At 69.9% G+C, this 20,288-nt stretch carries 21 protein-coding genes; 11 read left to right on the forward strand and 10 right to left on the reverse strand.

What is annotated here, in order from left to right:
* Window position 1 precedes the first annotated feature (1 nt).
* Window positions 2–520 (reverse strand): hypothetical protein, encoded by a 519-nt coding sequence (locus AB0J16_RS50275; protein WP_358553550.1) that lies wholly within the window; start codon window positions 518–520, stop codon window positions 2–4.
* Between the two features lie 73 nt (window positions 521–593).
* Window positions 594–1,295, reverse strand: coding sequence for a DUF2470 domain-containing protein (locus AB0J16_RS50280; protein ID WP_358553552.1), 702 nt, complete (start codon window positions 1,293–1,295; stop codon window positions 594–596).
* A 76-nt stretch (window positions 1,296–1,371) separates the two neighbouring features.
* Here AB0J16_RS50280 and rpsD point away from each other — a divergent pair, with 76 nt between their 5' ends.
* Window positions 1,372–1,986, forward strand: a complete 615-nt coding sequence (gene rpsD / locus AB0J16_RS50285) for a 30S ribosomal protein S4 (protein ID WP_358184842.1) — start codon at window positions 1,372–1,374, stop codon at window positions 1,984–1,986.
* A 2-nt stretch (window positions 1,987–1,988) separates the two neighbouring features.
* Window positions 1,989–3,245, forward strand: coding sequence for a low temperature requirement protein A (locus AB0J16_RS50290; protein ID WP_358553554.1), 1,257 nt, complete (start codon window positions 1,989–1,991; stop codon window positions 3,243–3,245).
* On the opposite strand, the gene AB0J16_RS50295 is transcribed toward AB0J16_RS50290, so the two are convergent.
* Both AB0J16_RS50295 and AB0J16_RS50300 read right to left on the reverse strand, forming a co-directional pair.
* A complete protein-coding gene (locus AB0J16_RS50295; protein WP_358553556.1) occupies window positions 3,226–4,170 on the reverse strand; it encodes an ion transporter in 945 nt (314 codons plus the stop codon). The genes AB0J16_RS50290 and AB0J16_RS50295 overlap by 20 nt on opposite strands.
* Window positions 4,171–4,226: 56 nt before the next feature.
* The gene (locus AB0J16_RS50300) at window positions 4,227–4,700 is read right to left on the reverse strand and encodes a nitroreductase family deazaflavin-dependent oxidoreductase (protein WP_358553558.1); all 474 of its coding nucleotides are present in this window, start codon (window positions 4,698–4,700) and stop codon (window positions 4,227–4,229) included.
* 91 nt (window positions 4,701–4,791) lie between these two features.
* Between AB0J16_RS50300 and AB0J16_RS50305 the strand changes: the two genes are divergently transcribed.
* Window positions 4,792–5,109 carry a DUF4190 domain-containing protein gene (locus tag AB0J16_RS50305; protein WP_358553560.1) on the forward strand — a complete coding sequence of 106 codons (318 nt, stop codon included), beginning with the start codon at window positions 4,792–4,794 and terminating at the stop codon, window positions 5,107–5,109.
* On the opposite strand, the gene AB0J16_RS50310 is transcribed toward AB0J16_RS50305, so the two are convergent.
* Window positions 5,032–5,742, reverse strand: a complete 711-nt coding sequence (locus AB0J16_RS50310; RefSeq protein ID WP_358553562.1) for a TetR/AcrR family transcriptional regulator — start codon at window positions 5,740–5,742, stop codon at window positions 5,032–5,034. The genes AB0J16_RS50305 and AB0J16_RS50310 overlap by 78 nt on opposite strands.
* A gap of 67 nt (window positions 5,743–5,809) precedes the next feature.
* On the opposite strand from AB0J16_RS50310, the gene AB0J16_RS50315 reads away from it, so the two are divergent.
* Window positions 5,810–6,550, forward strand: coding sequence for an ATP-binding cassette domain-containing protein (locus AB0J16_RS50315; protein ID WP_358553564.1), 741 nt, complete (start codon window positions 5,810–5,812; stop codon window positions 6,548–6,550).
* On the forward strand, window positions 6,550–7,275 hold the full coding sequence (locus AB0J16_RS50320; protein WP_358553566.1) for an ABC transporter permease: 726 nt from the start codon (window positions 6,550–6,552) through the stop codon (window positions 7,273–7,275). Before AB0J16_RS50315 ends, AB0J16_RS50320 begins: the two co-directional genes overlap by 1 nt.
* A gap of 49 nt (window positions 7,276–7,324) precedes the next feature.
* Here AB0J16_RS50320 and AB0J16_RS50325 read toward each other — a convergent pair whose 3' ends face one another.
* The gene (locus tag AB0J16_RS50325; RefSeq protein ID WP_358553568.1) at window positions 7,325–8,683 is read right to left on the reverse strand and encodes a S8 family serine peptidase; all 1,359 of its coding nucleotides are present in this window, start codon (window positions 8,681–8,683) and stop codon (window positions 7,325–7,327) included.
* Window positions 8,684–8,865: 182 nt separating this feature from the next.
* Here AB0J16_RS50325 and AB0J16_RS50330 point away from each other — a divergent pair, with 182 nt between their 5' ends.
* A complete protein-coding gene (locus AB0J16_RS50330) occupies window positions 8,866–10,905 on the forward strand; it encodes a spermidine synthase (RefSeq protein ID WP_358553570.1) in 2,040 nt (679 codons plus the stop codon).
* A gap of 15 nt (window positions 10,906–10,920) precedes the next feature.
* On the opposite strand, the gene AB0J16_RS50335 is transcribed toward AB0J16_RS50330, so the two are convergent.
* Window positions 10,921–11,850, reverse strand: a complete 930-nt coding sequence (locus AB0J16_RS50335; RefSeq protein ID WP_358553572.1) for a MurR/RpiR family transcriptional regulator — start codon at window positions 11,848–11,850, stop codon at window positions 10,921–10,923.
* Window positions 11,851–11,995: 145 nt separating this feature from the next.
* On the opposite strand from AB0J16_RS50335, the gene AB0J16_RS50340 reads away from it, so the two are divergent.
* The 3 genes from AB0J16_RS50340 to AB0J16_RS50350 are packed head-to-tail and all read left to right on the forward strand — an operon-like array spanning window position 11,996 to window position 15,099.
* On the forward strand, window positions 11,996–13,387 hold the full coding sequence (locus tag AB0J16_RS50340) for an MFS transporter (RefSeq protein ID WP_358553574.1): 1,392 nt from the start codon (window positions 11,996–11,998) through the stop codon (window positions 13,385–13,387).
* Window positions 13,384–13,839: a GAF domain-containing protein gene (locus AB0J16_RS50345; protein ID WP_358553576.1), complete on the forward strand. Its 456-nt coding sequence runs from the start codon at window positions 13,384–13,386 to the stop codon at window positions 13,837–13,839. The genes AB0J16_RS50340 and AB0J16_RS50345 overlap by 4 nt, the downstream gene beginning before the upstream one ends.
* Window positions 13,840–13,887: 48 nt before the next feature.
* Window positions 13,888–15,099: an amidohydrolase family protein gene (locus AB0J16_RS50350; protein WP_358553578.1), complete on the forward strand. Its 1,212-nt coding sequence runs from the start codon at window positions 13,888–13,890 to the stop codon at window positions 15,097–15,099.
* A gap of 7 nt (window positions 15,100–15,106) precedes the next feature.
* Here AB0J16_RS50350 and AB0J16_RS50355 read toward each other — a convergent pair whose 3' ends face one another.
* Genes AB0J16_RS50355 through AB0J16_RS50365 form a run of 3 tightly spaced genes read right to left on the reverse strand, consistent with a single transcriptional unit; the run spans window position 15,107 to window position 18,137 of the window.
* On the reverse strand, window positions 15,107–15,919 hold the full coding sequence (locus tag AB0J16_RS50355; protein WP_225294860.1) for a carbohydrate ABC transporter permease: 813 nt from the start codon (window positions 15,917–15,919) through the stop codon (window positions 15,107–15,109).
* The gene (locus AB0J16_RS50360; protein WP_358553580.1) at window positions 15,916–16,830 is read right to left on the reverse strand and encodes a sugar ABC transporter permease; all 915 of its coding nucleotides are present in this window, start codon (window positions 16,828–16,830) and stop codon (window positions 15,916–15,918) included. Before AB0J16_RS50360 ends, AB0J16_RS50355 begins: the two co-directional genes overlap by 4 nt.
* 2 nt (window positions 16,831–16,832) lie before the next feature.
* Window positions 16,833–18,137 carry an extracellular solute-binding protein gene (locus AB0J16_RS50365; RefSeq protein WP_358432439.1) on the reverse strand — a complete coding sequence of 435 codons (1,305 nt, stop codon included), beginning with the start codon at window positions 18,135–18,137 and terminating at the stop codon, window positions 16,833–16,835.
* 268 nt (window positions 18,138–18,405) lie between these two features.
* Here AB0J16_RS50365 and AB0J16_RS50370 point away from each other — a divergent pair, with 268 nt between their 5' ends.
* Together AB0J16_RS50370 and sigJ are read left to right on the forward strand one after the other, a co-directional pair.
* Window positions 18,406–19,140, forward strand: a complete 735-nt coding sequence (locus tag AB0J16_RS50370; protein WP_358553582.1) for a DeoR/GlpR family DNA-binding transcription regulator — start codon at window positions 18,406–18,408, stop codon at window positions 19,138–19,140.
* Between the two features lie 50 nt (window positions 19,141–19,190).
* Window positions 19,191–20,141: an RNA polymerase sigma factor SigJ gene (gene sigJ, locus AB0J16_RS50375; protein WP_358553584.1), complete on the forward strand. Its 951-nt coding sequence runs from the start codon at window positions 19,191–19,193 to the stop codon at window positions 20,139–20,141.
* Window positions 20,142–20,288: the final 147 nt, after the last annotated feature.

Here is a 20,288-nt window from a genome sequence, read left to right on the forward strand (position 1 = left end):
CTCACCGGTGAGGATGCCGGTTCGGCCAGGGCTTCTTCGTCTTGCGCGGTGGCGTGATCCGGTCCGAGGGGATGCTCCTCGGTGGCTGCGTGCGGCCCATGGCCGCCTCGGGCAGCGCGGGCTGCAGCGTGGCGATGGCCGTGCCGGTGGTCCGCGGAGTCGGTGACGTGCTCCGGGTGGGGCTCGCCTGGGGGCGCGGGGTGCCGGTCGCCCGGGTCGCGTCAGGGGTGGCCGGGGCGGTCCTCTTGGCGCGGCGGGTGGGCACGGGGTCCGCGGGGGGCGGCGTGGACTGGACCGGACGCGTGACCGGGACGCGATAGCGGGCGAGCTTCGACTCGATCACTCCCGGCTCGCGCCGCGCCGGGCCCGGGTGGTGGCCACGGTCGGGCAGGCTGGCCATAGTGAGCTGTGTCCCGGTGAAGACGCCGCCGACGAGGATCGCCGCGGTGGCCAGCATCAGGCAACCGGCCATCAGTCCGGCGACCATCAGAATCCGCCTGCGCCGCTCTCTGTGATCCACAGGCGCCGATGATAGTAACTCGGAACCCCATCTCGGGTGACTCCCGGCGAATCGTGATCAAGTTCCCCGGCGGTCAGCACGCGCACAGCAGGCCGCGCAGCGCGGTCTCCAGGCAGAGGGCGGTGTGCGCGGGCGTCGGCCACGCGAAGCGTACGAGCTGCTCGTCCGCCCGGACCGTCGCGCCGTAGCGGTCCAGCTCCCACAGCCACACGTCCCCGGCGTCCCCGCCCAGTTGCTTGGCCACCCCGCCCGCGAGCTGGGCCCTATGCGATTCGTTGATGTGGGCCAGCACGCGCTCGGCGGTGGTGGCCAGCGGGTCGGGGGTGGCGTCGAGGTAGTCGTCGGCGTCCAACACCCCGGAGTCGTGCCCGGTCAGGTACACCACCTGGCCGACGTCGAGCCGCAGCAGCCGGGGCGCGTCCGGCCGGCCGTACCTCTCCAGCGCCTCGAACAGGGCCTCGTCGGCCGTGTGCGCCGCGACCGCGACGGCGGCCCCGCGCGCCTCGCTCTCGGGCACCGCCTGCGCCCATCCCTGCACCTCGAGCAGCCCACGGGGATGCGAGACCTGGCCGAGCACGCGCATGGCGGTCAGGTTCACCGCCACGACGGCGTCGTCGCGCAGGCCGTGCAGCATCTCGCCCGGCCGCACCAGCAGCACCGGGCGGCCCCGCTCGTCGACCCCGCCGCGGGCGGGCGCGGGGGCGCCGTCGACGGACAGCCGGCCGACGCTCGCCGACGCGGCAAGAGTGCGGATCCGCTCGGGGATCGTGAGCATGGCGCCTCCTTGAGATCTCACTCAGCTATAGGTTAGCCTTACCTAAGTAAGGACTACCTAACCACATGAGGTGAACGTGCGCTACACCGGTCCGAAGGTGCGACTGTCACGTCGCGCGGGCGTCCCGCTGACCAAGAAGGCCGTCCGCTACTTCGAGCAGCGCCCCTACCCGCCGGGCGAGCACGGCCGCAAGACCAACCGCCGCAACTCCGGCGACTACGGGCTGCGGCTGCTGGAGAAGCAGAAGCTGCGCTGGTACTACGACGTGTCGGAGCGGCAGCTGCGCCGCTACTGGGACCTCGCCGTGCGCAAGCCGAGCGCCTCGGGCGCCGAGCTGGTCACGCTGCTGGAGACCCGCCTGGCCTCGCTGGTGCTGCGGGCCGGCCTGGCCCCGTCGATCTACGCGGCCAGGCAGTACGTCAACCACGGCCACATCGCCGTCGACGGCCGCAAGGTGGACATCCCCAGCTACCTGGTCAAGCCCGGCCAGGTCATCACCGTGCGGGAGCGCTCACGCCGGATGCAGCCGTTCGTGGCCGCCGCCGAGGGTGTGTACGCCGATGAGCGGATCGCGGCCTACCTGTCCGTCGATCATTCCGACCTGCGGTTCACGCTGGTCAGCAGGCCCGAGCGCGAGCAGATCAGCGTACCGGTGGACGAGCAACTGGTCGTGGAGTTCTATTCTCGTTAGCCGTGAGTGATGTAGGTGCCGCGAGTGGCGCGGAAGTCGCGGAAGCCGCGAGCGGCGTGGGTGAGCGGCATGCCAGCTGGCTGGAATTGTTCTTCGACCTCGTCGTGGTGGTGGCGGTCGCCCAGCTGGCGCACCGCCTGCAGCACCCGACCTGGGGCGATGTGGCGCTGTTCGTCATCCTCTACTACGCGGTGTGGAGCATCTGGACGTCCCTGACGCTCTACTCCAACGTCCGCGCCGAGAAGACGCACCTGCGCAGCATGCTGATCGGCATGTTCGGCATCGCGGTCATGGCGGCGGCGGCCCCCGACGTCGCCCACGCCATCCCCGGTGTGGGCACGCACGACAAGTGGTTCATCGCCGCCTACATCACCTGCCGGGTCAGCGCCTCCCGCTCGCTCCAGGCGGCCAGCACGGTGATGACCGCCTGGCCCGCGGCCCAGCTCGGCGCGGGCCTCACACCGTGGTTCGCCTCGCTCGGGGTGGAGGGCGAGTGGCGCTACTACCTGTGGGGCCTCGGCATCGCGCTGGACGTGACCTTCTCCATCCTGCAGAGCCGCCGGCCGGAGCGGTTGGTCAAGGAGATGACGGCACAGGCCGACCGGCTCAGGGCGCGCGAGCTGCGCCGGGCGGCCAGGGGCGGGAAGATCCTTGAGGCGCGCTACCTGGAGGCGCCGAAGGTCGCCGTACTCGACCCCGCGCACCTGGGCGAGCGGCTCGGGCTGTTCGTCATCATCGTGCTGGGCGAGGCGGTCATGCAGGTCGTGATCGCCTCCTCCGGGCTCAACTGGGACTGGCCGCTCGGCCTGGCCGCCGTGGCCGGGTTCGGGCTGGTCGTGTCGCTGTGGTGGCTCACCCTCCAGTACGGCCTGAGCGCCGTGCCCGAGATCCACGAGCGGGGGCTCAAGCCGTACATCGCGCTGCCCGCGCACTACGCCATGACGGCGGGCATCACCGCGACCGCGGCGGGGCTCGGGGTGGTGGCGTCCGCGCCCGCCGAGCATCTGCACGGCGGGATCTCTTGGGTGCTGTGTGGCGGCCTGGCCGTCTACTTCGCCGCCTCCACCGTGCTCGGTGTCGCCAGCCGCGCCGGGCGCCGGTGGATCTGGGGCTGGGCCGTGCCCTCGATCGTGGTGCCGCTGCTGGTCGCCGCGATCGCGGGGCTGGTGCCGGCGTGGAGCGTGGTGGCGCTGCTGCTGGTGGTCGCCCTCTGGCGGGTGGTCTACAAGCCCGCCGCGCCTACCGCCGCCCCCGCTTGACCGAGCGGCCCCCGTTCCCGTTCCGGCCCCCGTTCCCTATCCGGCTCCCGTTCCCGTTCCGGCTTCCGTTTCCGCTCCCATTCCCGTTCCCGCTCCCGCCCGGCTGAGCGGCCACTGCGGCCTCCGCCCGGTCGAGTAGCACGTTCTGCTCTTCGCGCAGCTCGGTGACCTCTTTGCGCAGTGCCGTCAGCTCGGCCAGGACCAGCTGGAGCGAGGCCGCGGTGTCGACCTCCTGCTCCGCGCGCTCGGCGGCCGACTCCTCCTCCATGGCGCTCACCACGACGGCCATGAACAGGTTGAGCACGACGAACGTGCACACCAGGATGAAGATCGTGAAGAAGATCCAGGCGGTGGGGTGGGTGTTCATCACCTCTCTGGCGATGTTGCCCCAGTCGTCGCCCGTCATCGTCTGGTAGAGGGTGAACAGCGAGGTGGGCAGGCTGCCGAAGCGGTTCGGCGCCGTGTCGCCGTACAACTTGGTGGCCATGACGGCGGCCACGTACAGGACCAGGGAGAGCAGCAGCACGATCGAGCTCATGCCGGGCATCGCGCGCAGCAGGGCCGAGACGACCCGGCGCAGGCTGGGCACCACCGACAGCAGGCGCAGCGCCCGCAGGATACGCAGGGACCGCAGCACCGACAGGCCGCTCGTGAAGGGGGCCAGGGCGATCGCCACGATCACGGTGTCGAAGATGTTCCACGGATCGCGCGGGAAGCGCGAGCGCTCGACATAGATCTTGGCGAGCAGTTCGGCCACGAAGATGTAGAGCGCCGCGTGATCGACCACGGTCAGCAGGTGACCGTAGCTCTCGACCACGGCGGGCACGGTTTCGAGGCCAAGGGTGGCCGCGTTGAGCAGGATGACGCCGACGATGAACCGCTGGAATCGCTGGTGCTCGACGAAGGCTCGGGTGCGTTCACGCACGGGAAGGGGCTCCTAAAGACGGATAAGTTGCCCCACCATGATGACGCAGGAGATCACTATGTCGGTGTCAGGCGGAAGACCCGCAGCTCCCGCCCGGACACCTCGGTGTAGCGGTCGAACAGCGGCCACCGCTCGATCAGCCACGGCCACGCCGCCTCGCGGTCGGCGCCGGTCAGCAGCGTGGCGGTGACGGGGAAGTCCTTCCCTCGGAAGCTGGCCGTGGCCGTGGGTGTCTTCAGCAGGTTGCCGCTCCACGCCGGGTGGTGGTCCTGGCCGAAGTTGCTGCCCACCACGAGGAGGGTGCCCTCGGGTTCGGGCAGGCAGGCGAGCGGCGAGCTGCGCGGCAGGCCGGACTTGGCCCCCGTGGTGACCAGGATCAGCGTCGGGATGACCGGATTGTTGCTGAGCAGCCGCCCCCGGGTCAGCCGGTGCACGGTCCGGTCGAGCTGCGGCATGAACTTGGGACCGGCCTTCATGAACCACTTGGCCGCCGCCAGCCGATGGAGGAAGAGCCTCAGAACCCGGAGCATGCGGCGAGTGTAGCAAGCGTTTGGTCAACTGCGGACGGCAGAGCGCCTGTGGTATAAAAAACCGCCTAATCGACAACGGGGGCGAGTGCAGATGTCCTATCCCAACTATGGCCCCTCCTACTACGGGCCACCGCCTCAGACGCACCCGAACGGCACCACGATCCTGGTCCTGGGCATCCTGAGCCTGGTCGTCTGTACGTTCATCGGCCCCTTCGCCTGGTCGATGGGCACCAAGGCGCTCCGGGAGATCGACCAGAGCGGCTACATCTATGAGAACCGGGGCATGGTGTCGGCCGGCCGCGTCTGCGGCATCGTCAGCACCTGCCTGATGCTAGCGGTGTTCGGCCTCTACGCGATCATGTTGGTGGTCTTCGGTGGCGCCGCCATCCTCGGCGGCCTCGACGACTAGCGATCGGCGGCCGTAGCCGCCGATCCCCGTCTCCAGCAGGTCGAACGCCTTCACGGCCTGCGCGCGCACGTCCGCCCGGATCTCGGGCCAGTCCTCGCCTGCCGCCTTGCGCCGTGTCGCGTGCCGGGACAGCAGCCGCGTCACGGCCAGGATCTGGTCGGCTACGAGCTGCGGGGTGAGGTCATCGGGCCCGGCCCCGGTCTCCTCGGCGATGGTGGCCGACAGGTTGACGGCCGCGAGGTGCTCCACCTCGCGCATCCTGGCGACCAGCGCCGCGCTCTCGCTGACCAGCCGGCCGAACACCTCCGAGCCCTCGCTCATCCCGTAGCGCCAGTCGCCGGTGTCGAGCGCGTCGAGGAAGTCGCGCCGGAAGGCCGCCACGACGCTCTCGCCGGGCCGCCGCTCGCGGACCACCTTGCTCGACAGGTCCACCACCTCGCTCTGCCGGTCGGCGAACAGGTCCTCCTTCGTGCCGAAGTAGTTGAACACCGTGTTGACCGACACGTCGGCGGCCTTCGCCACCTGCGCGACGGTGACGTTGTCGAACCCGTGGACCATGAACAGCCCCATCGCCATGTCGGCGATGCGCTGCCTGGTCTCCCGCTTCTTCCGCTCGCGCAGCCCCTCATCCATGCCTCCATGCTACCAATATTGCAGTCATACCAAACTTGTGGCTACTCTATTTTTGGAGGCGATGAAAATGATCAAGACCGTAGGTCTGCGCAAGACCTTCAAAGGCGGCGTCGAAGCCGTCAAGGGTGTGGACATATCGGTGGAGCCAGGCGAGATCGTCGGCTTCCTCGGGCCCAACGGCGCCGGAAAGACCACGACCATGCGCATGCTGACCACGCTGCTCCAGCCCACGTCGGGCACCGCCACGGTGGCGGGCCACGACCTGCTGGGCGACGCCCGCGAGGTGCGCCGCCGCATCGGTTACGTGTCGCAGGGCGGAGGGGTCAACCCGGCCGCCCCGCTCGGGGAGGAGCTCGAACTCCAGGCCATGCTGTACGGCCTGTCCCGCGACGAAGCCGGGCCCCGGGTGCGCGAGGTGCTGGCCCGGCTCGACCTGACCGGCCTGGAGTCCAGACCCGGCGGCGCCCTGTCCGGCGGCCAGCGGCGCCGCTTCGACATAGCGTTCGGCCTGCTGCACCGGCCCGTGCTGCTGTTCCTGGACGAGCCGACGACCGGGCTCGACCCGCAGAGCCGGGCCAACCTGTGGGAGCACATCCGGGCGCTGCGCGCCGAGCAGGGCGTGACGGTCTTCCTGACCACGCACTACCTCGACGAGGCCGACGCCCTGTGCGACCGGCTGCTGATCATCGACCACGGCCGCATCGTGGCCGAGGGCGCGCCGGCCGAGCTCAAGACCGGCGGGCGCACGCTCGACGACGTGTTCCTGGACATCACCGGCAGGTCCCTGCGCGAGGAGGCGGGCGTCTGATGCTGCGCGAGACCTATCTGCTGTTCCGTCACAACCTGCGCGCCACGCTGCGGCAGAAGATCGCCATCGTCTTCGGCGTCATCCAACCGCTGGTCTTCCTCGTGCTGTTCGGGCCCATCTTCGCCACGATCGGCACCTGGGAGACGCTGGTGCCGGGCCTGATCATCCAGCTCGGCCTGATGAGCACCGGCATGGCCGGGTTCGGCGTGGTCTTCGAGAAACGTTCGGGCGTGCTGGAGCGCATGCGCGTCACCCCGGCCAGCCGCCTGGCCCTGCTGCTCGGCCGGGTGCTCAACAACGCGGTCACGCTCATCATCCAGGCCGTGCTGCTGGTCGCGGTCGGCTACGCCTTCGGCCTGCGCGCCCCGGCCGCGGGAGTGGTGGCCGGGCTCGTGCTGGTGGTCGTGCTCGGGCTCAGCCTGGCGGCGCTGTCGTACGCGGTCGCGCTGACGCTCAATGACCAGCTCTTCGCGCCGGTGATGAGCACCGCGGTGCTGCCGCTGGTCCTGCTGTCGGGCGCGTTCCTGCCCATGTCGATGGCGCCCGGCTGGCTGGACGCGCTCTCGCACATCAGCCCGTTCCGGTATGTCCTGGAGGCGCTGCGTGAGCTGTTCGCCGGACATTACGCCACCGGCACGGTCGGCGTCGGGGTGGCGGTGACCGTGGTCTTCGCCCTGGTCAGCGTCACGATCGGGACGCGGGTGTTCAACCAGGAGAACGCCTGAGCCGAGCCTGAGCTGGCGGCGGGCGCGGTCGCCGCCATCACGGCACCCGTCAGGACATGCTTCTGGCCCGGCGCTGGAGCGCGGCGATGATCCCGGCGGTGTCGACGATCCCGTAGCCGTAGTCGTAGTCGAAGCCCACCTCGCTGCGGTCCTCGCCCGTACGGCGGAGCAGCGCGCGCAACTGCGCGGGCCGCAGCCGCGAGGCGGGCCAGCGCGTACGGATCGCCGCGACCAGCCCGGCGGCGACCGGAGTCGCGGCCGAGGTACCCGAATCGGGCTCGGCATCGCCGAACGCCTTGGACCCAGAGAAATGGGTGTAAGCGCAGATGTCGGGCTTGCGGGCGGTCAGCCGCCCCGGCCCCTGCGAGGAGTAGCCGACCCGGGTGCCGCTCACGTCGACGCCGCCGATCGACAGGGCCCTGGGATGGGAGTTCGCGCCGGTGATCGGCCGGTTCGGGTAGGCGCACCGGCCGTCGCGGCACTCGCGCCCGCAGTTGCCGGCCGCGAACAGCACGTCGGCGCCCGCGCTGTCGAGGCTGGAGATCATCAGGTTGAACGGATGCGCCGCGTTGTCGGAGTAGTTGCCCGGATGGCCGACGGGGAAATCCCACTCAGGGGAGAATGACCCCCACGAGTTGCTGATCACCAGCGCCCTCGACGCCTCGGGCTGCGCCTCGAGCACCATGCGCAGGTGCGCGAACGCGGCCACGGCGTCCGACAGCAGCCCGTCGAGCGCCGAGCCGCCCGGACGGGTGGAGCGAAGCACCGGGATGTCGATCAGCGACGCCTGCGGCGCGCCGATGAGCGTGTCGAAGGCGCACATCGTGCCATGAGCGACCTCGAACTCGCCCGCCCGGCCGTCGACGCCCGTGGGGTTCCAGCTCCGCTGGGCGTCGAGCGTGACGCCCCGGCCGAGCTGCCTGGCGACGTGGGCGGCGTTGATGCCGGTGTCGAGCACGGCCAGGGTCACCCCGGAGCCGTCCAGCCCCTCGGCGTGCAGTCCGGGGACGTTGAGCAGTCGTTCGACGTCGTGCCAGTCGCCGAACGGCGCGTCGCCGCCGCAGGTGAGCGAGGACTCGACGACCGGATCGGCGTAGACGCCCACGACGTCGGGCCGGAGGGTGGGCAGGAGGGTCACGCGGGTCAGGAGTTCGTCGTCGGAGATCGTGCCGCGAACCAGCACCGAGGCGTCCTCGGCCGCCAGGGAGAAGTCCAGCGGCTGGTTGAGTGACAGCGGGTCGCCGCCGGGCGGCGGGACGGGCCGGGGGAGGGGCACGGGCGTGAAGGCGTTGTCGAGCTCGACTCCGGGCAGACCGTCCGCGACATCGGCCGTGGTGGCGGTCTGGCCGGGATCGGCGACCGCCGCGACCAGATCGAGGGAGGGGCGCAGCTGGATCAGAACGCGCATGGGCACCACCGGAATGTTCGGAGGGAAATGAACCTCCCAAGATTCCTTCATCTGTTCGGGCGTGTCCAGCACATCTCATGGGCTTTGACCTGCTGAAATGCCGTAAAAGCCGCCAAGGGGACGATATTCATTCCCGCTGTCAGGCTTCCTTGTTCTCGGTCCGTTCACTAGCGTGAGGCGGCATGACGCTCCAGGCACAAAAGACGGTTGCGGGCGAGGACGGCGATCACTGGCTGGCGGTGCGGCCGAGGCTCATTCTCGCCAGTGCGTTCATGCTCTTCCTGGAGCTGGCGCTGATCCGGTGGACCGGATCGAACATCGTGCATCTCAGCTATTTCACCAATTTCGTGCTTCTCGGGTCGTTCCTCGGCATCGGGCTGGGGTTCCTGCGCGTTGGGCGGGCGCGGCGGCAGCCGTACTATTCGCCGGTCATCCTGTTCGGCCTGGTCTTCGTCGTGCTGACCTTTCCGGTGACCGTCGACCGCAACACCGAGGGCGTCCTCTACTGGACCAGCCTGCAGACCACGGGGCCGCCCGCGTGGCTGATCCTGCCGGTGATCTTCTGCGCGGCGGCGCTCGTGCTGATGGGCCCGGCCGAGCTGGTCGGGCGCTGCTTTCCCGAGCTGCCCCGCCTGGAGGCCTACCGCTACGACCTGATCGGCAGCCTGTCGGGGATCGCGGTCTTCACCGCGTTGTCGTTCCTGAGCGCGCCGCCGGTGTTCTGGGGACTGATCGCGGCCGCCGCCTACGGCGTGCTGCTGGTGCCCCGGCCGCGGATCATCTACCTGGGGCTCGTCACCGTGCCGTCGCTGGCGGTCGTGGGGCTGCTGCTGGCCGAGACGCTGACGGCCGGGGCGTTCTGGTCGCCGTACTACAAGGTCACCTACAAGCAGTTCCAGCAGCTCGGCGTGCCCGTCACCGACATCTCCGTGAACGGCATCCCGCACCAGCAGGCGGTGCCCGCCGCCGCCCGGCTGCAGTGGGAGCGCCAGTACGGCCTGCCGTACGAGCGGGCGAGCACCCCGCCCAAGAACGTGCTCATCGTCGGCGCGGGCAGCGGCACGGACGTGGCGATCGCCCTGGCCAAGGGCGCCACCCACGTCGACGCCGTCGAGATCGACCCCAAGCTTCGCGAACTCGGCGGTTCCCTGCACCCCGACAAGCCCTACGACGATCCCCGGGTGACCACCCACGTCACCGACGGCCGCGCCTTCCTGGAGCGGACCGGCGACAAGTACGACCTGATCCTGTTCGCCCTGCCCGACTCGCTCACGCTCGTGTCGGGGGCCAGCTCGCTGCGGCTGGAGAGCTACCTGTTCACCGAGGAGGCCATGCAGGCCGCCCGGGCGCACCTCAAGCCCACCGGGACCTTCTCGATGTACAACTACTACCGCGAGAGCTGGCTCGTCGACCGGCTCGCCTCGACCGTGCAGAACGCCTTCGGCCACAAGCCGTGCGTCGACGTGGTCAGCACGGCGGGCCAGCAGGCCGTGATCACGGCGGGCGCGACGGCGTCGGCGCAGCGGTGCGCGGGGGAGTGGGCGGGCGCCGCCGCGGGCACCCCGCCGCCCACCGGTGACGACCGGCCGTTCCTCTACCTGAAGGACGGCGACATCCCGTCCCTCTACCTCATCACGCTCGGCCTGATCCTCGCGGTCAGCCTGATCGCCGTCCGCGTCGTCGCCGGGCCCTACCGGCGGATGCGCCCCTACGCCGACCTGTTCCTGCTCGGAGTGGCGTTCCTGCTGCTGGAGACCAAGAGCGTGACGGGCTTCGCGCTGCTGTTCGGCACGACGTGGGTGGTCAACGCGATCGTGTTCGCCGGGGTGCTCGTCGCCGTGCTGGCCGCCGTGGAGATCACCCGCCGCTTCCGCACACCGCCACTGCCGGTCATGTACGGGGTGCTGTTCGGCGGCCTGCTACTGGCCTGGCTGGTGCCGAACACGTGGCTGCTGTCGCTGCCACTGCCCCTGCGGGCGGTGGCGGCGGTGACGGTGGCGTTCCTGCCGATCTTCGCGGCGAACGTGGTCTTCGCCAAGCGCTTCTCCGACTCGGCGGACGCCACGACGTCCTTCGGCGCGAACCTCCTGGGGGCCATGGTGGGCGGCTGCCTGGAATACCTGGCGCTGGTGATCGGCTACAAGGGCCTGCTCATCGTGGCCGCCGTCCTCTACCTGGGCGCCTTCATCCTGCTGCCGCGCAAGTCGGTGGCGGCCTCTTAGTACGGGCCGGGCCCGCTACGGGCCCGCGCCAGGCTGGTCGCCGGGTTCGTCGTTGTGCTGGTCGACGGGGGCGGGTGGTGCAGGGCGTCGGTGCAGGAGGCCGAACTTCGACCACATGCCCTCGGCCGTCTCGATCGAGGCGGCCGTCCGGGCCGGGTCCACGGTGGCCAGCTGCGTGACCAGCGCCTGCGCGACGGCCATACCCGCGGTCAGCGACGGGAAGAACGCCACCCCCTCGGCCGGGACCATCACCACCTCCTCGGCGGCGTTGGCCAGGGCGGGGCTGGCCGCGTCCGTCAAGGCGAAGACGCGGACGCCACGGGCGCGCGCCTCGTTGGCGGCCAGCACGGTGCTCTCGTACAGCCGCCAGAAGCTGATGGCGATCAGCACGTCACCCGGGCCGATAGCAGCGACGGAGTTGGCCAGCTCGGCGTCCCCGCTCGTCACAGCCGCGACCGGGTAGCCGGCCAGCCGGGCGTTGTGCGCGAGCGCCATGCCGACCGCCGCGTAGCTGCCGTCCGCGACGATCACCGTGCGGCCCGCGGCGGCGACGGCCTCGGCGATGGTACGCAGCACGCCTTCGTCCAGGCGCCTGTTGAGCAGCGCGAGGCTGTCCAGGTCGCGCCGGAGTGAGCGGGAGCTGGGCGAGCCGGCGCCGCTGTGCTCGGCCGCGACCTGGGGCGCGCTGAGCGAGGACAGGTAGCGGGCACGCAACTCCTGCTGGAGCGCGGGCCATCCGGCGAAGCCGAGCGCCTGCGCGGTGCGGGTCACGGTCGCCACGTTCACGCCCGCGAGCTGGGCCAGCTCGACGGCCGCGCCGAAGGAGGCCCGGCGCGGCTGCGAGAGGAGCACCTCCAGCAGCGCGGCCGCCTTGGGGCGCAGCCCGCGCTCGGGCACCCGGTCGCGCAGCCAGTCCTGAAAGCTGTCCGTGACGTGCTCTGCCAACTGATCCTCTCCCGTGGGGTGAGGAGCCATGCTACGCGTTCGCAACATGGACAATGCGCAAAGAACATTGCAATTGCCGCTATTTGCACTATACGTTGCCAGGCAATCGTTCTACAGGGCTGTGACCTTGGGAAGGTGCGTTGGCATGACCTTGTTGGCCCGTCTGGACCGGCTCCCACTGAGCCGTCCGCACTATCTCCTTCTGCTCATAGGCGGACTCGGCTACACCTTCGACGGCATGGACTCCGCCGTGGTCGCCTTCCTGCTGCCCAGCGCCCGCGCGGAATGGGGGCTCGACGACGGCCAGCTCGGGCTGATCGGGTCCGCGAGCCCGTTCGGGTTCCTGTTCGGAGCGGCCATCGCGGGCCTGCTCGGCGACCGCATCGGCCGCAAGAAGGTCATGATGTACGCGCTGGCGTTCTACGCGGTCTTCTCCGTGGTCGCCGCGTTCGCCCCCAACTACGAGGCATTCCTGGGCTCCAGGATCCTCGCCGGGGCGGGAGCCGGCGCCGAGAGCGCGATCATCGCGCCGTTCCTGTCGGAGTTCGTCCCGGCCAAGCGGCGCGGCTGGTTCATCGGCGCGCTGGCCGGGTTCTTCTCCTTCGGCTTCGTCATGGCCGCGCTGATCGGCCGCTTCGTGGTCCCCACGATGGACGACGGCTGGCGCGTCGCGCAGCTGATCACCGCGGTGCCGATCGTGATGCTGCTGTGGTGGCGGCGCTCGCTGCCCGAATCGCCGCGCTTCCTGCTCCAGCAGGGCCGCCACGCGGAGGCCGAGGCGGTGGTCGTCGACCTCGAACGTCGCGTCGAGCGAGCCACCGGGCAGGTTCTCCCGCCCGTGCCCGCCACCACCGCCCAGGTCGCGACCGTGACGCCGAAGGTGAACCTGATCAGCGCGCTGCGGTTCCTGTGGAGCCCGGCCATGGCCAAGCGGACCGCCGTCATCTGGCTGATCTGGTTCGTGATCACCTTCTCCTACTACGGGTTCTTCTCCTGGATCCCGACCCTGCTCGTGGGGCGCGGCATCACGGTGACCAAGAGCTTCGAATTCTCGATCATCATCTATCTGGCGCAGATCCCCGGCTACTTCTCCGCCGCCTGGCTCTCGGAGCGGCTGGACCGCAAGAACACCATCGCGCTCTACCTCGCGGGCTCGGCGATCAGCGCGTTCTGGCTGTCCCAGATGGACTCGCCGGTCGCCATCACGATCGCGGGCGCGGTGCTGTCCTTCTTCCTCAACGGGACGTACGCGGGCGTCTACTCCTACACGCCCGAGGTGTTCCCGACCTGGATCCGGGCCACCGGCACCGGCTTGTCCAGCGCGTTCGGCCGCGTCGGCAGCATTCTCGCGCCCACGATCATCGGCCTGTCGGCCGCGAGCCTGGGCTTCGCCGGCGTGTTCGGCCTCACCACGGCCGTGCTGGTGGCCGGGGTGATCTGCGTGATCGTCTTCGGCCTGTCCACGGCCGGACGGTCACTCGAAGACCTGACCGAGCGGGGCGATCCCGCCGACACAGCGGGGGAGATGGCGAAATGACCGACCTGAGGGATGTGGAGGACAAAGTCCGGGAGTCAGTGGGGGTGCGGCTGTTCACGGTCCTGGCCTGGATCCCCGAACGGCAGGCGCTGCGGCGCGTCCACAGCAGCGACCCCGAGCGCTATCCCGTGGGCGGGGAGAAGACCGTCAGGGAAAAGACCGGCGAGGTGGCCCGGGGCTGGCTGGCCCGGTGCATCGAGGCGGGGGAGCCGTACTTCGGCCCGGACCGGGCCGCCGTGCGGGAGGTGTTCGCCGACCACGAGCTGATCGAGAGCCTGGGCTGCGGGGCCATCGTCAACGTGCCCGTGATGGACGGCGACGAGGTGCTCGGGGTGCTGAACATCCTGGACGCCGAGGGCAGCTACGACGAGGAGTCGGTCGCCGTGGCCGCGTCCCTGGCGCCGCTCGCGGTGCCCGCCCTGCGCGCCGCCGTGCATGGAACCGCCGAGTGAGGCTGCAACCGAGAGAGGCTGCAACCGAGAGAATCTGAGAGGTATGAAGTGAGTCTGCTGCTGCGTAACGCCCTCATGCTCGACGTGGTCGCCGGTGACTACGCCGAAGGTGACCTGCGCCTGGAGGAGGGCCGCATCGTCGAGGCGGGCCCGGGACTGGTCGGCACCGCGGGCACGCGGGTGATCGACGTGGCCGGCGGTGTGGTCGTACCCGGGCTGATCGACGCGCACGTGCACGTGACCGCCGCGACCGCCGACCTGGGCGGGCTGCCCGCCATGTCGCCCTCCTACGTCGCCGCGCACAGCGCCCGCCTGATGGGGCAGATGCTCGACCGCGGCTTCACCACGGTCCGGGACGCCTCGGGAGCCGACTACGGGCTGTGCGACGCCCAGGAGGAGGGCCTGATCCGCGGGCCGCGGCTGCTGTTCTGCGGCAAGGGGCTGAGCCAGACCGGCGGCCACGGCGACCAGCGCGGCCGGGGCCAGAACGGGGGCGTCGACCAGTCCTGCTGCGCCGGTCTCGGCCGGGTCGCCGACGGGGTGGACGCCGTGCGCACCGCCGCGCGCGACGAGCTGCGCAAGGGCGCCCACCACATCAAGGTCATGGCCTCCGGCGGTGTCGCCTCGCCCACCGACCGCATCGACTCGACCCAGTACTCCATGGACGAGCTGCGCGCGATCGTCGAGGAGGCCGAGGCCGCCAACCGCTATGTCGCCGCGCACGCCTACACGGCCCGCGCGGTCAACCGCGCCCTGGAGGCGGGGGTGCGCTCGATCGAGCACGGCAACCTGCTCGACGACCACAGCGTGGAGCTGTTCCTGCGGCACGACGCCTACCTGGTGCCCACGCTCGTGACGTACTGGGCGCTCAAGGAGGAGGGCATGGCCTTCGGCCTGCCGGAGTCCAGCTGGCGCAAGGTCGACGAGGTGCTCGGCGCCGGGCTCCGGGCGCTGGAGCGCGCCGCCCGCGCGGGCGTGCGGCTGGCCTACGGCAGCGACCTGCTGGGCGGCATGCACCGGCACCAGAACCACGAGTTCCGGCTGCGTGGCGAGGTGCAGCAGCCGATCGACGTGCTGCGCGCCGCCACGGTCAACGCGGCCGACCTCGTCGGGCTGGCCGGCGAGATCGGCACGCTCGCGGTGGGCGCGCGGGCGGACCTGCTCGTGCTCGACGGCGACCCCCTGCGGGACCTCGGGGTGCTCGCCGAGCCCAAGCACATCCGCCACGTCGTGCAGGGCGGTCAGGTGGTCTCCGGGTGAGCTTGCCTCAGCCCTTGAGCCCGCTGGAGAAGCCCTTGATCACGTAGCGCTGCAGGAGGAGGAAGATCACCACGATCGGCAGCGCCCCGAGCACCAGCCCGGCGAAGACGAGGCCGTGGTCGGAGACGTACTGGCCGACGAAGGCGAAGACGCTCACCGGCACCGTCTCGAACCCCGAGCCGCCCAGGTAGAGCAGGGGAGTGAAGAAGTCGTTCCAGATGAAGACGGCGTTGAGGATCAGCACCGTGCCGGTGATCGGCCGCAGCAGCGGGAAGACGACCCTGGTGAACGCGGTCAGATGCGAGGCGCCGTCGATCTGGGCGGCGCTGGCGTACTCGCGGGGCAGCGCGCGGATGAACCCGGTGTAGAGGAACACCGTGAACGGCAACTGGATCCCCGTGTAGAACAGGATCATTCCCGCGTGCGTGCCGATCAGCCCCAGGTCGGTCACCAGTTGGTAGAGCGGGATCATCCCGAGCTGGAAGGGCAGCACGATGCCCAGCAGGAACAGCACGTACAGCCCGTAGCCCAGGTGGCTCTTGGCCCTGGCCAGGTAGTAGGCGGCGAAGGAGCCTAGGGCGATCAGCGCGACCAGGCTGACCGCGGTGATCACGGTGCTGTTCATCAGGGACGGGCCGAGCGCGGCCGCCGACCATGCCTTGGTGAAGTTGTCCGTCGTGGGCGGGGCGGGCAGCGCCAGCGGCGTCTGCGAGATCTGCGCCGGGTCCTTCAGCGACAGGGTGATCAGCGCGTACACCGGGAAGAGGAACGCCACCGCCACCACGATCATGACGAGCTCCAGCAGGAACGTCCGCCTCACTGGGCCACCTCCCGGCCGCGCAGGTAGTAGACCTGCACGAGCGACACCGCGGCCACGAACAGCGCGAGCACCAGGGCGATCGCGGTGCTGTAGCCGAACTTGCCGAACACGAACGCCTGCTTGTACAGCACGGTCGACAGCGTCTCGGTGGCGTAGCCGGGGCCGCCGTTGGTCGCCGCGAAGACCTGGTCGAACAGCTTGAGACCGCCGATCGTGGAGAGCATCAGATTGATCGTCAGAGCCGGGGCGAGCAGCGGCCAGGTGACGTACCGGAAGCGTTGCAGGGTGCTCGCGCCGTCGATCATCGCCGCCTCGTGCAGCTCCTTCGGCACGCCCTCCAGCCCGGCCAGGAAGATGACCATCGAGTAGCCGGCGTACTGCCACACGACCGTGGCCGCGATCGACCACAGCGCGAGCGACGGGTCGCCGAGCCAGTCGATCTTGAGGCCGAGCAGCCCGTTGAGCCCGGCGGACGGGTCGGGGTTGTAGATGTACTTCCACAGGAAGGCCACCATGACGGGGCTGACGACGACCGGCGCGAAGAAGATCACCCGCAGCAACGCCCGGCTCTTCAGCTTGGCGTGCACGCCGAGCGCGAGCAGCAGCCCCACCGCGTTCTGCACGACGACGATCGCCACGGTCAGCAGCAGCGTGTTGCCGATCGAGTCCATCGCCTGGTCGTCGCGCAGGAGCGTCTGGAAGTTCGCCAGCCCGACGAAGGACTTGTCCGCGCCGATGCCGCTCCAGTCGGTGAAGGCGTACAGCATGCCCGCCAGGCTGGGATAGAGCACGACGACGGCGTACACCACCAGGGCGGGCGCCGCGAACAGCCACGAGGGCGAGAGCGCGGCGAACCGCCGCCGCGGCTTGCCGGCCGCGGCGGTGGATCGTCCGACGGGCGTCGCTGTCATGGTCATTTGGCGTAGGCCTCGTCCATCTTCCGTAGCGCGTCGTCAATCTTGATCTTGCCGGCGAGCAGGTCCTGGATCACCGCGAAGTGGACCGGCTGCACCTCGGCGTTGGGCCAGCGCTGGTCCATGAACGGCACGGCCCGGTCCTTGGTGAAGGGCAGGAACGACTGCACGGCGGGGTCGATGGTGGAGGAGGCGTCCTGGGTGAGCGGGATGGCCGCGATCGCCTTGGCCCAGCGGTTGATGTTCTCCTGCTTGCCGAGGAAGTCGATGAACGCCTTGGCCTCGGCCAGGTTCTTGCCCTTGGCCGCGGCACCGAGGCCGACCACCACGCCGGCCGGGATCCACACCTGGTCCGCCACGTCCGCGCCGGGGACCGGGAACATCGACAGGTCGTCGGGGCTGCCCGCCGACTTGCGGAAGTCCGGCAGCACCGCGGAGACCTGGATGGCCATGCCCGCCTTGCCGGTGGCCACCATCGAGATCTGCTGCTCGAAGGTGGTGCCGTTCGGCTTGTCGTTGAAGAAGCCGCGCTTCTGCAGCTCCAGGTACATCTCCATCGCCTCGCGCCAGCCGGACTTGGCGAAGCTGGTCTGCCCCGCCGCCTGCTTGTCGTCGAAGGTGGGGTCCTTGGCGTACACGGTCGAGGGGACGAGGGCGTAGGTGATGAGCTGGGTGACCCACGGCGTCTGCGCGCCCAGGGCGATCGGCGTCTTGCCGGCCTTCTTCAGCTTGTCGCAGACCGCCAGGAACTCCGTCCAGGTGGTCGGCGGCGCGTCCACGCCCGCCTCCTGGAACACCTTCTTGTTGTAGATCGCGCCGATGACCGAGGAACCGGCCGAGTAGATGTAAGTCTTGCCGTCCTTCTGGAAGGCGGGCTTGAAACCGGTTGGGATCGTCTGCGTCCACGACTGGTCGGACAGGTCGGCCAGCAGTCCGGCCCCGGCGATCTGGTCCATCGACATTGCGCTGCCGCTGCCCGGGTAGACCACGTGCACGTCGGGCGCGTTGCCCGCGCCGAGCTGCGTACGCAGCGAGGTCTGCACCTGGTCGGTCGGCGCGAACGAGGTGGCCAGGGTGACGCCCGGCTTGGCCTGCTTGTAGGCCGCCACCAGCTCGTCCATCGGCGCCTTCTGGTCGGCCACGCCGACGAACCGCAGCTCGACGGCGGAGGCCTGCCCCTGGCCGGTGGAGCCGGTGGTCTGTGGCTTGGTCGAACACGCGGTCGCCGCGGCGGCGACCGCGAGACCGCCCATCATGCGGAAGAACTGAACGCGGCTCAGCCTGGCGTCGCGTAGCTCGGTCATAGCACTGTCTCCTCGGTCTGACGGGATTGGGGGGCTCCCGAGGGATGCGAACGTTTTAATGAGTTACATCTAACGTTAAAACGTGTGAAGTTGTGAAGGTGCGAGGAGACTACGAGCCGTTCCGCAGGGGTGTCAAGGGTGCGCGCCGCGCTACGATGCGCTGTCATCACAGCTGCCATCGCGCTGTCATCGTTCTGTCATCTAGACCGGGAGGGCGCGGGTGAAATCACGTCAGCACTCGGACAGGGGAGTCGTCAGGCGCCAGGCGATGGCGGAGCATCTCATGCGGCACGGCTCCGCCTCGGTGAGCGAGCTCGCGGAGGTGTTCCGCGTGAGCGTGATGACCGTCCACCGCGACCTCGACGAGCTCGAGTTCCAGGGCATGGTGCGCAAATACCGCGGCGGCGCGAGCGCGCAGGCGTCGAGCGTCTTCGAGAGCAACATCGCCTACCGGCTGACGGCCCAGACCGAGGAGAAGGAGGCGGTCGCCCGTCACGTGGTGGGGCTGATCGAGCCGGGCAGCTCGGTCATGATCGACGACTCCACGACCGCGCTGGCCGTCGCCCGCCATCTCAACGAGGTGGCCCCCCTGACCGTGGTGACGAACTTCCTCGAGGCCATCAAGCTGCTCGCCCCCGTGCCCGGCATCCGGCTCATGGCGCTGGGCGGCGAATACCATCCGACGCACGACTCGTTCCTGGGCGTCGGATGCGTCGACTCCGTCCAGGCCATGAACACCGACATGGTGATCGTCTCCACCTCGGCCATCTCCGACCGGCACGCCTTCCACCAGGAGCAGGAGATCGTGCTGGTGAAGCGGGCCATGGTGGCCGCGGGGACGCGCTGCGTCCTCGCGGTGGACCACACCAAGCTCGACCGGGTGGCGCTGCACCGGGTGGCGCCGCTGGAGAAGTTCGACGTCATCGTGGTGGACGCGGGCGCGCCGGCCGAGGCCGTCCAGCGACTGCGCGACCGGCGGCACAACGTCGAGATCGCCGGCTAGCGCGCCGCCTCACATTCCGTGGTGTTGTCTCGTCGTACTGGGGAGAACACATGGGACAACGGAAAGTCGGCGACACCATGACCACCCCACCCGAGCCAGGAGGCGGCCGGCTCGATCCGGGCCTGAGCACGATCATGAGCGAGCGGCGCAAGCTGATCAATCTCGCCTACCGCCTCCTGGGCTCCTTGGCCGATGCCGAGGATGTCGTACAGGAGACCTACGCCCGCTGGTACGCCATGACCCAGCCGCAGCAGGACGCCATCGAATCCCCCAGCGGCTGGCTGACGACGGTCGCCAGCCGCATCTGCCTGGACCTGCTCGGCTCGGCACGCGCGAGGCGCGAACGCTACGTGGGCGAATGGATCCCCGAGCCGCTGCCCGACCCCACGGAGTGGATCACCGGGCGGTCGGCCGACCCGGTGGACCGTGTCACCCTCGACGAGTCGATCACCATGGCCTTCCTGGTCGTGCTGGAGTCGATGACCCCGGCCGAGCGCGTCGCGCTCGTCCTGCACGATGTCTTCCGCTACTCCTTCGCTGAGGTGGCCGAGATCGTCGGCCGTACCCCGGCGGCCTGTCGCCAGCTGGCCACTTCGGCCCGCCGCCGCATCGGCGCCGCGCAGACTCCCTCGACTCCGGCGGCCCAGCGGGCCGGCATCGTCAGGGACTTCAAGCAGGCCTGGGAAGCCAAGGACATCGACGCCCTCATCGGCCTGCTCGACCCCGACGCCACGGCGATCGCCGACGGCGGCGGCCTCGTCAGCGCCAGGCTCCACCCGATCGAGGGCAGCGAGCAGGTGGCGCGCTACTGCGTCGAAATCGCCGACCTGGCACCCGGTCTGACGCTTCTGGAGCGTACGGTCAACGGTCAGCCCGGTCTGGTGCTTCAGCTGGACGACGTCACCGTGGCGGTAATGGCGTTCGAGGTCGCGGGTGACCGGATCAAGCACATGTGGGGAGTGCGGAACCCTGAGAAGCTCCGGCCCTGGACGACAGGCTGACGCGTTCTTGTCGTGTCCTGGGGCGCCGCAGCCAGTGCGGCGCCCCCTTCCGGCCAAACGGTCAGGCCGGCTCGAACCCCGGCGCGAACGCGATATCCGCCCCCGTCGCAATGGAAAGGTCGTGCGTTTCCAGTCCGTAGGCCATCG

Source organism: Nonomuraea sp. NPDC049750 (assembly GCF_040659625.1).
In the GTDB taxonomy this organism is placed as follows: domain Bacteria; phylum Actinomycetota; class Actinomycetes; order Streptosporangiales; family Streptosporangiaceae; genus Nonomuraea.

Coding starts and splice junctions, on each gene's coding strand:
- AB0J16_RS50370 (WP_358553582.1), top strand. CDS start 18,406: ATGGCGGAGCATCTCATGCGGCACGGCTCCGCCTCGGTGAGCGAGCTC.
- AB0J16_RS50325 (WP_358553568.1), bottom strand. CDS start 8,683: ATGCGCGTTCTGATCCAGCTGCGCCCCTCCCTCGATCTGGTCGCGGCG.
- AB0J16_RS50280 (WP_358553552.1), bottom strand. CDS start 1,295: ATGCTCACGATCCCCGAGCGGATCCGCACTCTTGCCGCGTCGGCGAGC.
- AB0J16_RS50300 (WP_358553558.1), bottom strand. CDS start 4,700: ATGCTCCGGGTTCTGAGGCTCTTCCTCCATCGGCTGGCGGCGGCCAAG.
- AB0J16_RS50360 (WP_358553580.1), bottom strand. CDS start 16,830: ATGACAGCGACGCCCGTCGGACGATCCACCGCCGCGGCCGGCAAGCCG.
- sigJ (WP_358553584.1), top strand. CDS start 19,191: ATGGGACAACGGAAAGTCGGCGACACCATGACCACCCCACCCGAGCCA.
- AB0J16_RS50365 (WP_358432439.1), bottom strand. CDS start 18,137: ATGACCGAGCTACGCGACGCCAGGCTGAGCCGCGTTCAGTTCTTCCGC.
- AB0J16_RS50340 (WP_358553574.1), top strand. CDS start 11,996: ATGACCTTGTTGGCCCGTCTGGACCGGCTCCCACTGAGCCGTCCGCAC.
- AB0J16_RS50330 (WP_358553570.1), top strand. CDS start 8,866: ATGACGCTCCAGGCACAAAAGACGGTTGCGGGCGAGGACGGCGATCAC.
- AB0J16_RS50315 (WP_358553564.1), top strand. CDS start 5,810: ATGATCAAGACCGTAGGTCTGCGCAAGACCTTCAAAGGCGGCGTCGAA.
- AB0J16_RS50305 (WP_358553560.1), top strand. CDS start 4,792: ATGTCCTATCCCAACTATGGCCCCTCCTACTACGGGCCACCGCCTCAG.
- AB0J16_RS50345 (WP_358553576.1), top strand. CDS start 13,384: ATGACCGACCTGAGGGATGTGGAGGACAAAGTCCGGGAGTCAGTGGGG.
- AB0J16_RS50320 (WP_358553566.1), top strand. CDS start 6,550: ATGCTGCGCGAGACCTATCTGCTGTTCCGTCACAACCTGCGCGCCACG.
- AB0J16_RS50310 (WP_358553562.1), bottom strand. CDS start 5,742: ATGGATGAGGGGCTGCGCGAGCGGAAGAAGCGGGAGACCAGGCAGCGC.